15 protein-coding genes are annotated in these 13,246 nt (G+C 60.9%); 6 read left to right on the top strand and 9 right to left on the bottom strand.

Going from position 1 to position 13,246, the window contains the following annotated elements; translation table 11 throughout:
• Positions 1-27: 27 nt before the first annotated feature.
• Positions 28-501 (top strand): cyclic nucleotide-binding domain-containing protein, encoded by a 474-nt coding sequence (locus tag AB7M32_RS11740; RefSeq protein WP_072409850.1) that lies wholly within the window; start codon positions 28-30, stop codon positions 499-501.
• A gap of 131 nt (positions 502-632) precedes the next feature.
• Here AB7M32_RS11740 and AB7M32_RS11735 read toward each other — a convergent pair whose 3' ends face one another.
• The gene (locus AB7M32_RS11735) at positions 633-920 is read right to left on the bottom strand and encodes a hypothetical protein (RefSeq protein WP_454249982.1); all 288 of its coding nucleotides are present in this window, start codon (positions 918-920) and stop codon (positions 633-635) included.
• Between the two features lie 72 nt (positions 921-992).
• Here AB7M32_RS11735 and AB7M32_RS11730 point away from each other — a divergent pair, with 72 nt between their 5' ends.
• From AB7M32_RS11730 to AB7M32_RS11715, 4 genes are all read left to right on the top strand, one after another.
• Positions 993-1,679, top strand: a complete 687-nt coding sequence (locus AB7M32_RS11730; RefSeq protein ID WP_072409852.1) for a spermidine synthase — start codon at positions 993-995, stop codon at positions 1,677-1,679.
• 49 nt (positions 1,680-1,728) lie between these two features.
• Positions 1,729-2,103, top strand: coding sequence for a YajD family HNH nuclease (locus AB7M32_RS11725; RefSeq protein WP_003184246.1), 375 nt, complete (start codon positions 1,729-1,731; stop codon positions 2,101-2,103).
• 185 nt (positions 2,104-2,288) lie between these two features.
• Positions 2,289-2,759 carry an RNA methyltransferase gene (locus AB7M32_RS11720; RefSeq protein WP_003198862.1) on the top strand — a complete coding sequence of 157 codons (471 nt, stop codon included), beginning with the start codon at positions 2,289-2,291 and terminating at the stop codon, positions 2,757-2,759.
• A 76-nt stretch (positions 2,760-2,835) separates the two neighbouring features.
• The gene (locus tag AB7M32_RS11715; protein WP_092476035.1) at positions 2,836-3,213 is read left to right on the top strand and encodes a YgaP family membrane protein; all 378 of its coding nucleotides are present in this window, start codon (positions 2,836-2,838) and stop codon (positions 3,211-3,213) included.
• A 104-nt stretch (positions 3,214-3,317) separates the two neighbouring features.
• Here the strand turns inward: AB7M32_RS11715 and AB7M32_RS11710 are convergent, their stop codons facing one another.
• Positions 3,318-4,547 carry a M61 family metallopeptidase gene (locus tag AB7M32_RS11710; protein ID WP_454249981.1) on the bottom strand — a complete coding sequence of 410 codons (1,230 nt, stop codon included), beginning with the start codon at positions 4,545-4,547 and terminating at the stop codon, positions 3,318-3,320.
• A 32-nt stretch (positions 4,548-4,579) separates the two neighbouring features.
• On the bottom strand, positions 4,580-5,029 hold the full coding sequence (locus AB7M32_RS11705; protein ID WP_454249980.1) for a YcgN family cysteine cluster protein: 450 nt from the start codon (positions 5,027-5,029) through the stop codon (positions 4,580-4,582).
• A 159-nt stretch (positions 5,030-5,188) separates the two neighbouring features.
• On the opposite strand from AB7M32_RS11705, the gene AB7M32_RS11700 reads away from it, so the two are divergent.
• On the top strand, positions 5,189-5,782 hold the full coding sequence (locus tag AB7M32_RS11700) for a nitroreductase family protein (protein ID WP_454249979.1): 594 nt from the start codon (positions 5,189-5,191) through the stop codon (positions 5,780-5,782).
• An 840-nt stretch (positions 5,783-6,622) separates the two neighbouring features.
• Here the strand turns inward: AB7M32_RS11700 and AB7M32_RS11695 are convergent.
• The 6 genes from AB7M32_RS11695 to AB7M32_RS11670 all read right to left on the bottom strand — a co-directional run bounded on the left by AB7M32_RS11695 (position 6,623) and on the right by AB7M32_RS11670 (position 13,118).
• Positions 6,623-7,555, bottom strand: a complete 933-nt coding sequence (locus AB7M32_RS11695; protein ID WP_072409861.1) for a D-2-hydroxyacid dehydrogenase — start codon at positions 7,553-7,555, stop codon at positions 6,623-6,625.
• 124 nt (positions 7,556-7,679) lie between these two features.
• The gene (locus tag AB7M32_RS11690; protein WP_053120094.1) at positions 7,680-7,973 is read right to left on the bottom strand and encodes a YcgL domain-containing protein; all 294 of its coding nucleotides are present in this window, start codon (positions 7,971-7,973) and stop codon (positions 7,680-7,682) included.
• A complete protein-coding gene (gene rnd / locus AB7M32_RS11685) occupies positions 7,970-9,103 on the bottom strand; it encodes a ribonuclease D (protein ID WP_454249978.1) in 1,134 nt (377 codons plus the stop codon). Before rnd ends, AB7M32_RS11690 begins: the two co-directional genes overlap by 4 nt.
• A 121-nt stretch (positions 9,104-9,224) precedes the next feature.
• Positions 9,225-9,866, bottom strand: a complete 642-nt coding sequence (locus tag AB7M32_RS11680; RefSeq protein WP_454249977.1) for a class I SAM-dependent methyltransferase — start codon at positions 9,864-9,866, stop codon at positions 9,225-9,227.
• A gap of 68 nt (positions 9,867-9,934) precedes the next feature.
• Positions 9,935-11,584 carry a phosphoethanolamine transferase gene (locus AB7M32_RS11675; protein ID WP_454249976.1) on the bottom strand — a complete coding sequence of 550 codons (1,650 nt, stop codon included), beginning with the start codon at positions 11,582-11,584 and terminating at the stop codon, positions 9,935-9,937.
• Positions 11,585-11,750: 166 nt separating this feature from the next.
• Complete coding sequence (locus AB7M32_RS11670; protein WP_454252125.1) at positions 11,751-13,118, bottom strand: glutamine synthetase family protein; 1,368 nt, start codon at positions 13,116-13,118, stop codon at positions 11,751-11,753.
• Positions 13,119-13,246 lie beyond the last annotated feature (128 nt).

Here is a 13,246-nt window from a genome sequence, read left to right as displayed (position 1 = left end):
CAGACACAAGAAAAAGACCGTGCCAACATGTCAGAACCGACCTTACTGAACAAAGAAATCCGCGATTGGCTGATGGACTGCGGTCTGTTCGACCAGTTGCTGCCCGTCGACTTCGCCGCCGCGTCGGGCTATTTCAGCATCAGCGCCATCGCCCAGGGCGAAGCGATTTTCCGCGAGGGCGATGCCGGCAGCTTCATGTGCATCATCCACACCGGCCAGGTGGCCGTGCAGAAAACCGGTCCCGACGGCCAACCCGTGACCATCGCCACACTGCGCAGCGGTCGGGCCTTCGGTGAAATGGCCGTGCTCGACGGCGAACGGCGCTCGGCCAGTTGCATCGCCGCCAGTGATTGCCAGTTGTTGAATCTGGGCAAGGACTCCCTGGAAAAAATGCTCAACGACGCCCCCAAGATCGCCGCCAAGATCATCCGCGCCCTCGCCGTCTCCCTGTCCAAGCGCCTGCGCATGGCCGATGGGCAGTTGCTGTCGCAGCAGGTCTGACAGCCAGACCACAATACCTGTGGGAGCGAGCTTGCTCGCGATGGCGGCGGATCAGCCAGCATTGAAGTCGACTGACACACCGCTATCGCGAGCAAGCTCGCTCCCACAGGTTATTGCGTCGTCTTGTCGATTTATCCCCCCGGAGACTTGGCCTTCACCGGCTTCGGCTCCATGCCCGGTATCGGCTGGTCCTTGGGCGGTTTGGGCATTTCAATGGGCGGCAGCAAGGGCGGCCCACCGCTTCCGGTGCCCGCCTTGGGCACACCGTTGGGCATGACCGGGGGGTACGGCATGGGGGTGGCTGTGCCCGGCGACCCAGGGATGCTGGGCGGGTTGACCGGAATCGTCGGCTGTTGAGCCTGGGCGCAACTTATTGAGAGCGCCGCCAGGGCAATGGCCGTTAGAATGATGCACTTCATCAATGGCTCCGTGGCTATTGTCTGCTTTAAGGCTAGTCGTTACTGCGCGGTTTGCCCTCCTACGAGATTTCCATGAAACGTTTCGTTCTGCTCGACACCACACCCATCCCTGATAACGGCGGTGCCCTGTGCCTGTTCGAGTACGGCGAAGACTTCGTGATCAAGATCCAGGGCGGCGACGGTGGCCAGTTGATGAACACCCGCATGCACGGTTCCGAAGACGCCCTGGCAGAGATTCCTTGCCGCAAGGTCGCCGGTCGTCCTGGCTCGCGCGTGCTGATCGGCGGCCTTGGCATGGGCTTCACCCTCGCCTCGGCCCTCAAGCACCTGGGCAAGACCGCCGAAGTGGTGGTGGCCGAACTGGTGCCCGGTGTGGTGGAGTGGAACCGTGGCCCCTTGGGTGAAAAGGCCGGACGACCGCTGGCAGACCCGCGCACGGTGATCCGCCTGGAAGACGTGGCCAAGGTGCTGCAAGCCGAGCCCCAGGGTTTCGACGCGATCATGCTCGATGTCGACAACGGCCCGGAAGGCCTGACCCAGAAAGCCAACAGCTGGCTGTATTCGGCCGGTGGCCTGGCTGCCTGCGCCAAGGCCCTGCGGCCCAAGGGCGTGTTGGCGGTGTGGTCGGCCAGCGCTGACCGGCAGTTTTCCGACAAACTGAAGAAAGCCGGCTTCAAGGCCGAAGAAGTGCAAGTCTTCGCCCACGGCAACAAAGGCACTCGCCACACCATCTGGATTGCCGAGAAACTCAAGGGCTAAGCTAAACTGTGCCCAACCGTCATCAGTCTTTTTTTACAAAGGTGAACCCATGAGTTCGTCAACGCCACCGTCCAACACCGCCAAGCTGGATCGCATCCTCGCCGATGCCCAGCGCGACCGGGAGATGGGCTACCGCGACAAAGCCCTGAAAATGTACCCCCATGTCTGTGGGCGCTGCGCCCGTGAGTTTTCCGGCAAGCGCCTGAGCGAGTTGACCGTTCACCACCGCGACCACAACCACGACAACAACCCCCAGGACGGTTCCAACTGGGAACTGCTGTGCCTGTACTGCCACGATAACGAGCACTCGCGCTACACCGACCAGCAATACTTCGGCGACGGCTCCCTGAGCACCCCGAAAATCGCCAAGGCGACCCACAACCCCTTCGCCGCGCTGGCCGGGTTGATGAAGAAAGACGAGTAATTTACAGCCTGTCAGGCCGCCATCGCGAGCAAGCTCGCTCCCACAGGATTTTGTGAACGCCGAAACTCCAATGTGGGAGCGAGCTTGCTCGCGAAGGCGGTCAAATAAACACCACACATCTCGAACCTGACCACCCTCCCCCATTCCCCGTATAATCGCGCCTTTTCCCCAAAGGCACCCCGCCCGTGGCCAACAAACGCTATAGCTGCATCGGTCTGTTCAACCCCAAGTCACCGGAAAACGTCGGTTCGGTCATGCGTGCCGCCGGTTGCTACGGCGTGGCGTCGGTGTTCTACACCGGCAAGCGCTATGAGCGCGCCGCCGACTTCGTCACCGATACCAAGAAAGTCCACTACGACATCCCGCTGATCGGTATCGACGACCTGAAGAAAATCCTGCCCCTGGGCTGTGTGCCAGTGGCTGTGGAACTGGTGGAAGGCGCTCGCCCTCTGCCCGAATACACCCACCCGGACCGGGCGCTGTACATTTTCGGTCCCGAGGACGGCTCGCTGGACAAGGACATCCGCGACTGGTGCGAGGACGTGGTGTACATCCCCACCACCGGCTGCATGAACCTGGCCGCCACCGTCAACGTCGTGCTGTACGACCGCATGGCCAAAGGCAACAACACCCGTTCGGGGCCGCAATTCCGCTGATCGGTGCAAAACTCGATTGAACAAGGCAATCGCTCGGGCAGTCAGTTTTATACCAACCCCATACTGGAGACAGATCATGAGCGATAACAATCCGTTCGAGCCGATCGAGAGCACCCCTTTCCAATCCCATCCGCCACAAAACGTGCACGGCTGGGAACGCATTGGCTCACTGGCCGGAGGTGTGCTGATGATGGGCAAGGGCTTGCGGCGTGGCGGGGTGATCGGTCTGGCTCAACTGGCAATCGGCGGCCTGGCACTGGCGCGGGGGATCACCGGGCATTGCTCGGCCAAGAGCCTGCTGGAAAAGAATCGCCAGAATCTGCACAGCGCCCGCGCCCGTATCGAGGAGGCCGGTGAGGAACTGAGTCGCTTGAAGGCCAATGCCGAGGCGGCGACTGGCACGGCGACGGTGACCGGGAATGACTCGCTGGTTTCGCCGAAGGTTGGGCTCTGATTTTTGCAGCGCCGCTGATGGCCTCATCGCGAGCAAGCTCGCTCCCACAGGTTTTGTGAACGCCGAAAATCCAATGTGGGAGCGAGCTTGCTCGCGATGGCGGATCACTGAAGTAACCGGCTATCCAGCACAGTGGAGGCCCCACCCAGAACGCTCTCACTGAGCTGCACAAACTCCTTGGTATCGACCGTCTCCAACCGCATCGCCCCCTGCAACACATCATCCAGCGAACGCTTGTTGCGGGTTTTCAGGCGAATCTCGCGGTCCAGCTCCTGCAGCAGCAACACCGCCTTGGCCACCGCCGCGGGATTGACCTGTTCGCCACGCAGAGTCGTGACACTGCGGCTGTCCCGGGCGAGTCGGTCATTCAGGACCTGATAGCGTTCGTCGCTCATACCGCCGGCGCGGCGTAGCAGTTCAATGGCGTAGTACTCGGTCAGCCCCTCACTGATCCAATCGCTACGATCCTGATCGTTGACCCGGGCCAGCGCCTGCACCAACTCCCGCAACAACGGGCTGCTGCCCCGCTCGCTGATGAGCGGCGGACGGCTGTGCAGGTAAATCGAATCATGGCCGGCCTGGGCGCCCCGCCACAGCGGATCGCCGGCGCCGACGATCAGCAACTTGGCCGGATGACGCGGCACCAACGCTTGCACCTGCGGCCAGACGAACGTCAGCAGCGTCAGCACATCCATCCGGCGCATGCCCTGGCCCTGGGGCGAGGCCACCGTCACTTCGGTTTCGCCCAGGCGCGTGCGGCGGCTGCCCAGTTTGCCGGCGAGCATCCAGCCGGTGGGGCGGTCGAACAAACGTGAGGGATTGTCGATGCGAAAGCGTTGTTTGCCGATGCGCGGCCAAGGGGTCTCGATGCTTTTCCAGCCGTCGGGCAACTCCACCTCAAGACGGGCCACCAGTTCGACGCCATCCTGCTGGTCGAGCTTGGCCGCCGGCACCAGATCGTCGCCGCTTAGCAACGCCCACGTCGGGGTCATGCGGGTTTCGAAGGTGGCGTTCTTGCGGGCATGGCTGATGCGCACACGGTAGCTCAGGCTGGCCTTGTCGGTGGCCGGACGCCAGACACCACGCGCCTCCTTGCCAGGGGTGAGCTGCCATTGGCCGTCGGCCTTGAAATCGCTGTAGCGGCTGCCGTCGCCGAGGTCGAAATCCAGGCTGCGCACCGCCGAACCCCGGGCCAGGGTCAGGCGCACTTCGGCCTGATCACTCTGTGGCAACAGGAGCACGTGATAATCCAGGTCAACTTTCTGCGCCGCCCACAGCGGCCCGCACACCGCCAGCAGCCCGGCCGCCAGCATCCGTTTCAATCCTGCAGCCATGGGTTCTCCCTGCTGGTCCGCCGCCCGGTGGTTCAGCCGGCGCGGAAAATCAGATGATCTTCCCAATCGTCTTCCGACACGCTGCCTTCGGCCAGCATGCGCCCGGACTGGGAAATGCGTTCGTGGTGCACGGCCTCTCGATCACCGCAGACCAAGTGATGCCACAACGGCAAGTCCTTGCCTTCGCTGACCAGCCGATAACCGCAGGTCGGCGGCAGCCATTTGAACTCATCGGCCTTGCCCGGCGTGAGCTGGATGCAATCGGGCACGAACTCACGGCGATTAGGGTAGTCGGTGCACTGGCAGGTTTTCAGGTCCAGCAGTTTGCAGGCGATGCGTGTGTAGTAGACGCTGTTGTCGTCTTCGTCTTCGAGCTTTTGCAAGCAGCACAGGCCACAGCCGTCACACAGCGATTCCCACTCCTGTGGATCGAGCTGATCGAGGGTTTTGCGTATCCAGAACGGTTCGACTTTGGCGGCCATGGCTCAAGCATCAACATCAGGTGGTGAAAGGCCGACAGTCTAGTGCCGGGACCTCCCCAGGCCAAGCATTGGCGACTGTCGGTAGGCAGGGGCTTGTCAGGCCGGGCGGCGGGACGTAGGTTGCTGCATTGTCTTTCCAAACTCGAGCCAGGTGAGCCCATGAGCGCCAATTCCCGCATTGCCGATTACGCGATCCACCCTCAGTTCATCGAACGCTGGTCGCCCCGCGCGTTTACCGGCGAAAACATCGCCGAAGAAACCTTGCTGAGCTTCTTCGAAGCCGCGCGCTGGGCCCCTTCAGCCTACAACTCACAGCCATGGCGTTTCTTGTATGCACGGCGCGACACGCCGAATTGGGAGCGTTTCCTGGGTTTGCTCAACGAGTTCAACCGCGGCTGGGCCCAACACGCCTCGGCGCTGGTGATCGTCGTCTCGAAAACCACCTTCGCGGTGCCCGGTGCCACCGAGGAAACCCCGGCACAGACCCACACCTTCGACACCGGCGCGGCCTGGGGCCACCTGGCGTTGCAAGCCAGCCTCAGCGGCTGGCACACCCATGGCATGGCCGGTTTCGACCAGGAACTGACCCGCAAGGAACTGAAGATCCCGGAAGGCTACGCCCTCCACGCCGCGGTGGCGATTGGCAAGCTGGGGGACAAATCGACCCTGGCCGAATACCTCCAGGCCCGCGAAGTCCCAAGCCCGCGCCGGCCATTGAGCGAACTGGTGGCGGAAGGCGACTTCACCCTGTAACCCTATTTTGTGACCACTGAAAACCCACTGTGGGAGCGAGCTCGCTTGCGATGGCGTCAGGTCAGCCACTTTGATGTTGACTGAAGCACAGCTATCGCGAGCAAGCTCGCTCCCACATTTTGCTCTGTGGCGAACTCATTTTTTTGTGAGCACTGAGAACTCATTGTGGGAGCGAGCTTGCTCGCGATGGCGTCAGGTCAGCCACTTTGATGTTGACTGATACACCGCTATCGCGAGCAAGCTCGCTCCCACATTTTGCTCTGTGGCGAACTCATTTTTTTGTGAGCACTGAGAACTCATTGTGGGAGCGAGCTTGCTCGCGATGGCGTCAGGTCAGCCATTTTGATGTTGACTGATACACCGCTATCGCGAGCAAGCTCGCTCCCACATTTTGCTCTGTGGCGAACTCATTTTTTGTGAGCACTGAAAACTCATGTGGGAGCGAGCTTGCTCGCGATGGCGTCAGGTCAGCCACTTTGATGTTGACTGATACACCGCTATCGCGAGCAAGCTCGCTCCCACATTTTGCTCTGTGGCGAACTCATTTTTTTGTGAGCACTGAGAACTCATTGTGGGAGCGAGCTTGCTCGCGATGGCGTCAGGTCAGCCATTTTGATGTTGACTGATACACCGCTATCGCGAGCAAGCTCGCTCCCACATTTTGCTCTGTGGCGAACTCATTTTTTGTGAGCACTGAGAACTCATTGTGGGAGCGAGCTTGCTCGCGATGGCGTCAGGTCAGCCATTTTGATGTTGACTGATACACCGCTATCGCGAGCAAGCTCGCTCCCACATTTTGATCTGTGGCGAACTCATTTTTTGTGAGCACTGAAATGGGCTTCAGTAACCCCGGCTGAAATCCACTTCCCCGCGCAGCGCTTCGCCGGCCTGGTAGGCCCGCAGGTTTTCCAGGAACAATTGCACCATCATCGGTGGCGAGGTCGGTGCCGAGCTGTGGCCGGTCAGCAGTAGCCCCCAGGCAGTCCAGAACGGATGGCGCTGTGGCAATGGCTCCTGGCGGCAGACGTCGATCACCGCACCGGCCAAGTGCCCGTCCTTCAGGGCTTGCACCAGGTCCGCATCCACCACCGCCACGCCACGACCGACGTTGATGAACAACCCGCTCGGCTTGAATTGCTTGAACAGGGCCGCGTCGTAGATGTCATGGGTATCCGGCGTATTGGGCAGCAAATTGATCACGTAATCCATTTCGCCCACCAGACGAGGCAAATCCTTCAACGCCCCGACTTCGATAAACGGTGCCAACGTCCTGGCTTCGCTGGCGATGCCATACAGCTGCACGCCGAACGGTACCAGGAACTGCGCCACACGCTGGCCGATATCCCCCGTCCCGACGATCAACACCTTGCGCCCGGCCAGGCCTTGCCCCTGGCGGTTGTCCCACTTGCGCTCAACCTGACTGACCAACCGGGCCAACACCTCGCGCTCATGGCCGAGCATATAGGTGAGCACGTACTCGGCCATCACCTGGCCAAAAATGCCCACCGCACGGGTCAGGCGGTAATCGCGGCTCAAGCCATCGGCCAGCAACGGCGTGATGCCCGCCCAGGTCGATTGCAGCCAACGCGGCTGGTGGCCTTGACGCAACAGGGTGGCCAGCAGATCAGGCTGGCCGAGCCAGACCGGGCAATCGGTGGCCAGTCGCGACAGTTCGGCGGAATCGCCGCTGGTCAGGACTTCAATATCGGGTGCAGCCTGACGCAGAAGCTGGGCATACACCGCGTGATCGTGTTCGGCAATCAGAACGCGCATGAATCAAACCTTTCAAAAACAGTGCAGACGAGCGCCGGCAGAGTGTCGCTCCATCCCTGCGATCGTCGTCAATAAACCATTCCAGTGTTACAAAAGGCACCCAGGACAGGTGCCCCCACTCCCGTCAGACCGGGTCGTTGCGGCGCAGCAACTCTTCGGGCAAATGCTCGATGTACTCGTCTTCGGCCGGCGGCATCTGCAAGTGATAGCCCTGGGTGTCGAGGTTTTCCAGCACCTTGTTGATGTCTTCCCGAGACAGCTCCCGCTCAGGGCTCAGCACCAGGTCGAAGGCATGGATCGCCTTGCCAAAGGCGGCCATCAAGGGTTCGGGAACACGCTTCAAGGCATCGCTCTTGAGCACATACAGGTACATCTCGTTTTTCTTCGAGCTGCGGTAGATGGAGCAGATACGTTTCAAGGCTGTTCTCCGGCAGTGGCCAGGCTATCGAGCAGCGCCTGGCCCATCAATTCGCGGCGCCAGCCACGCAGCGAATCGGGCAATTGATAAGGGCCCTCGGGAAAGCCGCTCTTGATCAGCGCTTCGAGGGTTTTCTTGCGCAGCATCAGCTCCGGGGCAATCTCCAGGCGCTCGGCTTCAGCCTGCCCCAACGCCCGCAGGCGCTTGACCAGGGCGGAAGCCTCGATGGGCAACGGCTCGGCCACGGCCGGCGGCCATTGCTCGGGCGGAATGCTGGCGGCGCGCTGGATCAAGTCCAGCAGAAACTGGCCGTCCTGGCGCACGGTACGCGGGTGCATGTCTTCGATCTTCGCCAGCGCGCCGAGGTTATCCGGCTGGGTACGGGCCAGGGGCCACAGCGAATGCTCGCGGATGATGCGGTTACGCGGCAGGTCACGGGCCCGCGCCTCGCGTTCGCGCCAGGCGCACAACTCGCGCAGCACGGCCAATTGAGCGCGGGACAGTTTCCAGGCCAGCTTGGCCTCGCGGTAGACCTCGTACGGGTCGACTTCGCGACGCAGGTTGGCCACCAGTTCGGCGCCATCCTCCAGGACCCAACGGCATTTTTCGTCGGAAAGCTTCGGGCGCAGTTGTACGAAAACCTCTGCCAGATGCACGGCATCCTCTGCCGCGTAGCTGATCTGCGTCTCGGACAGAGGCCGTTGCAACCAGTCGGAACGGGTCTCGCCCTTGGGCAATTCGATACCCAGCACTTCCTGCACCAGCCGCGAATAGCCCATGGAAAAACCCAGGTTCAGGTAGGCGGCGGCCAGTTGAGTATCGAACAGCGGCGCGGGCAGGCTGCCAGTGAGGCGCAGCAGCACTTCAAGGTCTTCGCTACAGGCGTGCAGCACCTTGAGCACCGCCGGGTTTTCCAGCAGGGCGGCCAAGGGCTGCCAATTGTCGATGGTCAAGGGGTCGATCAGGTAGGCACGCTTGCCGTCGCCGATCTGCAGCAAACCGGCAATGGGGTAAAAGGTGTCGACCCGCATGAATTCGGTGTCGAGGGCGACGAATGGCAATTGCTGCCACTCGGCGCAAAACTGACCGAGGCTATCGTTGTCGCGAATCCAGTGAATATCGATGGCCACACGGCTCTCCCTTGAAGAATGGCGCGCAGTATATATCGCCGCCGGCGATTGCGAGCATCCATAGAGCAGCCGCCTGAGAGAAATCGCCTGCGAAAAAGCAAGAATAGTCCTACATCAAGACTTAACCGGTCTTACGCAACACATAAACACGCGTCAGGGCAAAACCGGGCAGGAAATCCTGGTACCAAAGCACGCTGAAATCGGCCTGGCGGAACTCGGCTTCCACATCAGCCTTGTCGGCCAGGCTCCGTCGCGGGGTCTGGCCGATCTTGAGGCGTCCTTCGATGTGCACCGAAACGATCACCGTGTCGCGACTTACCCGATGAAACTCGCGCAACAGCGCCAGACGATGTTCGCTGGCACTGACGTGGCGAAACAGTTGCAGACAGAGAATACAATCCACCGCGTTGGCCGACAGCCCGAGGGTGAAGGCCGAACTCGGGAAGGTCTTGACCCGCTGGAGCAACGCGCCGCCATGGTGGGTGAGCGCATGTTCGAGCATGTCCGGCGACGGGTCCGCCGCCAAGATCACCCGGTTGGCATGCTCGGCCAATACCGGCCAGAACCGCCCCGCCCCACAAGCCACATCCAGCACCAGCCCCGGCTCGCCCGCCATCTTCAGGGCATTGCGCACCATGTGCTCGTCGCGCCAGAACGCCAGGCGCAAACGCCGAGGCGCCGGCTGGCAGCACACTTGCGCGTGTTCCCGGTCGTGTTGCCTGGCGAACTCAAGCTCGACGGTAGAAGGGGGCTGCCCGGACATACAAACGGCTCTTGGGGAATGAATGGGGACAGGTTAAACAACCCGGCGTGAAAAAAAGGTGGAGGCGATCATTCCCGGGCGAGCACTCCGTCGATGACCGCACCGCGGCAGTTGGCGAACAGGTCCAGGTCCCGGTTGTAGACCTGGCTGTTGACTTCCAGCAGCCCGAGCATCGAGTGAAACAGGTTGTCCTGGCTCAAGGGCTTTTCCCGGCTCAGTTGCAGGCAATGGGTATCGACCGAAAAGGACTTCTGGTAGCTGTCGGAAAACCAGGCCAGCATCGCCACGTGTTTCTGTTGCTCCGGGGCGAGCATGTAGGGCGTGCCATGGAGAAACAGGTTGTATTCGCCCAGGGACTCGCCATGGTCCGACAGGTACAGCATGGCCGTGTCGACCTTGTCCTGGTTGGCCCGCAACAGGTCGATCAGGGTCGACAGCACGTGATCGGTGTACACCAATGTGTTGTCGTAGCCATTGACGATGCTCTCGCGGCTGCAATTGTTCAGCGCGTTGCTTTCGCACACCGGGGTGAAATGCTCGTACTCCTTGGGATAGCGCTTGAAGTACTCCGGCCCGTGGCTGCCCATCTGGTGCAGCACCAGTACCGTGTCCTTGTCGAGCGTGTCGATGAAGTGCTGCAGGCCTTGGAGCAGGATCTCGTCGCGGCACTCACTGTTGGCGCACAGGGCCGGGTCCTTGAGATTGCTGACATCCTGCAGCGTGACCCGATCGCAGGTGCCTTTGCAGCCGGACTGGTTGTCCCGCCAGATCACCTCCAGCCCGGCGCGCTTGAGCACATCCAGCAAGCCCTCTTCATTCCTCGCCTTGCTGGCGTCGTAGTTTTTGCGTCCCATGTTGGAAAACATGCAGGGCACCGACACGGCGGTTTCGGTACCGCAGGAATGCACGTCCGTGAAAGCGATCAGGCCGGCCTCTTTGTCCAGTGTCGGCGTGGTGTCGCGGTTATAACCGAGGATGCCGAAGTTCTCGGCCCGGGCACTCTCGCCCACCACCAGGACAGTCAGGGATTTGCGGCCGTGGGTTTGCCAGGCCAGGTTGCGGCTCGCGTCTTCGCCCACGGTGATGAACGGCTGCTTGGCCGACGCGACCTGCTCACGCAAGTACCCGAGTGAAGCACCGATGTAGTTGCTCGGCACGACCATCAAGCGCAATTCGTGGTGGTTACGAAACAACGAAGACAGGCCTTGGTAGTTGGCCAGGGCGACCAGGCCGATCACGGCGACCGAGGCCACGCCGACCAGCAACTTACTTAATAATTCTTTAGGCCAACTACGGTAGTTGATCGGGGTCTTGAACAACAACCAGCATGGCAAGACACCTAATAAGCCGATATAGACAAACAACTTCAGTGACAACAGGTCGCGGACTTCCGTGGCATTGGTTTCGGCGAAGTTGCGCAACATGCCGGCGTCGATCAGTACGCCGTATTGGGCCATGAAATACGCCACGCCAGCGCTGATCAAGAACAGCAACATCAGCACAGGCTTGAGCAGCGGACGGAAGGCCATGAGCGTCAACACCAGGTTGAACGCGCAGAAAATCATCAGGCCAAACGCCGCGCACATCAGCAAGCCCCGCGCGTCAGCCGTGGTGATCGCCAGCAAGTGTTGCCAGAGCACGATGTTGAAGCCCACTAACAAAAAGGCACTGGCGGCCAGCGTCACCCACTCGGGGCGCACGGCTTTAATAGTCAGCATGATGGTTGACGGTTTCCTGAAGTTGCTCTTTGAAAAAGAATTGCCGCAGCAAACATGTGAAAAAATCGTTTCCTACGGCAACACAAACTTTAGGTAGCCCTCCATCAATTTTTCGTGAAAAAGTTGCTGTTAAATAATTATTTAAGGAGCCCGCCAAGCACCTGTTTCAGGCCTGATGCAGATACCAGCGCCAATCCTGCTCTCCGACTTCTCCCATGAACTGACGGTATTCGGCGCGCTTGACCGCCAGATAAACACCCAGAAACGCCTCGCCAAACGCTTGCCGTGCCCAGGCCGAAGCCTCGAGCGCACGCAGGGTGGTGAGCCAGTCGGTGGGCAGCGGTTCGATCACCTGGGCATAGCCGTTGCCTTCCACAGGTTTCCCGGGATCGCACTGTTCACGTATGCCGTGATGAATGCCGCCCAATATCGCCGCCGCAGCCAGGTAAGGGTTGGCATCGGCGCCGCAGATACGATGCTCGATGTGCCGCGAGAATGCCGGACCACCCGGCACCCTCAGGCTCACGGTGCGGTTGTCCACGCCCCAGGTCGCTGCCAGCGGTGCATAGCTGTTGCTTTGGAATCGCCGGTAGGAGTTGGCGTTCGGGCAAAACATCAACAGCGAATCGAGCAGGGTATCGAGCATCCCGCCCACCGCATGGCGCAGCAGCGGCGTGCCGTCGCCGGCTTCACTGGCAAACAGGTTGTGGCCATCGCGGTCCGCCAGACTGACATGCATGTGCATGCCGGAACCCGCCAAGTGATCGAACGGCTTGGCCATGAAACACGCCTGCATGCCGTGCTTGTGGGCCACGCCCTTGACCAGTCGTTTGTAGCGCACCGCTTCATCCATGGCTTGCAAGGCATCGCTGCGATGTTCGAGGGTGATCTCCACTTGCCCTGGGGCGTATTCGGAAATGGCGGTCCGGGCCGGGATGCCTTGCAGTTTGCAGGCGGCGTACAGGTCGGCCAGGAACGGCTCGATCTGCTCCAGTTCGCGCAAACCATAGACCTGGGTGGCATGCGGTCGTCCACCGTCGGCGTCCCGCGCTGGCTGCGGCCGGCCTTGGTCGTCGCGTTGCGCATCCAGCAGATAGAACTCCAGTTCCGCCGCCATCACCGGGTAATAACCGTCGGCCTGCAGGGCCTCGATCACCTGGCTGAGCAAATAACGCGGATCGGCGATGGTCGCCGGTCCGCCTTCCTGGGGATGCATGCTGACCTGCACCGCGGCCGTGGGAATCAACCGCCACGGCATGCGTTGCAAGCTGCCACTGATGGGATAGGCGCGGCAATCGATGTCTCCGACGTCCCACACCAGCCCGGAGTTTTCCACATCGTCGCCATTGAGGGTCAGCCCGAGAATCGTACTGGGCAGTGGCCGGCCACTTTCGTAGACCGCCAGCAACTCGTCCCGATGCAACAACTTGCCCCGAGGCACGCCGTTGTTATCGAGGATGAACAACTCGAACAGCTCGATATCGGGATTCTGTGCAAGGAACGCCAGGGCGTCTTGCACGGGTGCAAAAGAAATTTTCGCATGGCTCATGAGAAGGCTCGTATTTCCATGTCGGACGGGCGACAAAGCGCCGTCAATGCATGCTCGCCGTTGTGCGAGCACGATCAGTGATCAACAGGAAATACGGGTATCTGGAGGACGCG

This window comes from Pseudomonas sp. R151218B TE3479, assembly GCF_053629195.1.
Note: the sequence above shows the minus strand (reverse complement) of the source record. Positions and strands in the feature narration are given on the sequence as shown.

What these genes read in the sequence shown, in the direction of transcription:
- AB7M32_RS11740 (WP_072409850.1), top strand. Translation starts at nt 28, where the DNA reads ATGTCAGAACCGACCTTACTGAACAAAGAAATCCGCGATTGGCTGATG.
- AB7M32_RS11735 (WP_454249982.1), bottom strand. Translation starts at nt 920, where the DNA reads ATGAAGTGCATCATTCTAACGGCCATTGCCCTGGCGGCGCTCTCAATA.
- AB7M32_RS11730 (WP_072409852.1), top strand. Translation starts at nt 993, where the DNA reads ATGAAACGTTTCGTTCTGCTCGACACCACACCCATCCCTGATAACGGC.
- AB7M32_RS11725 (WP_003184246.1), top strand. Translation starts at nt 1,729, where the DNA reads ATGAGTTCGTCAACGCCACCGTCCAACACCGCCAAGCTGGATCGCATC.
- AB7M32_RS11715 (WP_092476035.1), top strand. Translation starts at nt 2,836, where the DNA reads ATGAGCGATAACAATCCGTTCGAGCCGATCGAGAGCACCCCTTTCCAA.
- AB7M32_RS11710 (WP_454249981.1), bottom strand. Translation starts at nt 4,547, where the DNA reads ATGGCTGCAGGATTGAAACGGATGCTGGCGGCCGGGCTGCTGGCGGTG.
- AB7M32_RS11705 (WP_454249980.1), bottom strand. Translation starts at nt 5,029, where the DNA reads ATGGCCGCCAAAGTCGAACCGTTCTGGATACGCAAAACCCTCGATCAG.
- AB7M32_RS11700 (WP_454249979.1), top strand. Translation starts at nt 5,189, where the DNA reads ATGAGCGCCAATTCCCGCATTGCCGATTACGCGATCCACCCTCAGTTC.
- AB7M32_RS11695 (WP_072409861.1), bottom strand. Translation starts at nt 7,555, where the DNA reads ATGCGCGTTCTGATTGCCGAACACGATCACGCGGTGTATGCCCAGCTT.
- AB7M32_RS11680 (WP_454249977.1), bottom strand. Translation starts at nt 9,866, where the DNA reads ATGTCCGGGCAGCCCCCTTCTACCGTCGAGCTTGAGTTCGCCAGGCAA.
- AB7M32_RS11675 (WP_454249976.1), bottom strand. Translation starts at nt 11,584, where the DNA reads ATGCTGACTATTAAAGCCGTGCGCCCCGAGTGGGTGACGCTGGCCGCC.